The sequence below is a fragment of the Methanosarcina sp. 2.H.T.1A.6 genome (assembly GCF_000979455.1).
Taxonomy (GTDB): Archaea; Halobacteriota; Methanosarcinia; order Methanosarcinales; family Methanosarcinaceae; genus Methanosarcina.
Genome location: NZ_JJOY01000004.1, coordinates 1 through 924, shown reverse-complemented (window position 1 = coordinate 924; position 924 = coordinate 1). Strand labels below are relative to the sequence as shown.

General features: G+C 47.0%; 1 protein-coding gene. It reads left to right on the top strand.

Translation table 11 applies throughout. From position 1 onward, the window contains the following. A partial coding sequence (locus EO98_RS00730) for a disaggregatase related repeat-containing protein (RefSeq protein ID WP_156160971.1) occupies positions 1 to 924 on the top strand: 924 nt, incomplete at both ends.

Here is a 924-nt window from a genome sequence, read left to right as displayed (position 1 = left end):
CCAGAGCTTAGCATAACACAGAAAGCACCTGTAGTGACTGAACCTGTAGTGACTGTAAATGAAACCATTACTGGTGCAAAGGATAACCGTCTGCGTGAGGCTGCCCCTGAAACCGTTTTCCAGGAAACTTCCTTTATCGATGTTGGTGGACTGAGTACCGGCAGGTACAGGGATGCAGTGTGGTTTAACCTGAGCGAGTACACAGGTTCTACCGAAGTTAGTGATGCGTCTCTTTCTCTCTTCTGGTATTATCCGGTAGGAAACTCAAGACCGGCAGATACTGTAATTGAGGTTTACAGGCCTGCTTCTGCCTGGGACCCGGGCTATGTGAGCTGGAATAAGAGAACCAGTGGTATTGCATGGAAAAATCCAGGAGGAGACTGGTACGATAAAAACGGTGTTTTGCAGGGAAGTACACCCTATGCCACGATAACCATTAAGGGCAGTACCCTCCCTGACAACAGGTACTATGAGCTGAACGTAACCGAGATCGTAAAGGAGTACACCAGTGGAAAGTACGAAAATACCGGTTTTCTGATTAAAGCTCGTAGTGAAAGCAACAATTATATCGCATTCTACAGCAGCGACTGCGGAATTGAAAGTAAGGAGCCAGAGCTTAACATAACAAAGAAAGCAACTGCAGTGACTGAACCTGTAGTGACTGTAAATGTAACTGTTACTGACGCAACGGATAACCGCCTGCGTGAAGCTTCTCCTAACACAGTATACAAGAGTTCATCATTTATTGATGTAGGCGGAATGAGTACTGGCAGGTACAGGGATGCAATGTGGTTTGACCTGAGCGAGTACATCGGGTCGACTGACGTTAGTGATGCAGCCCTTTCTCTCTTCTGGTATTATCCGGCAGGAAGCTCAAGACCAGCAGATACTGTGATTGAGGTTTACAGGCCTGCTTCTACCTGG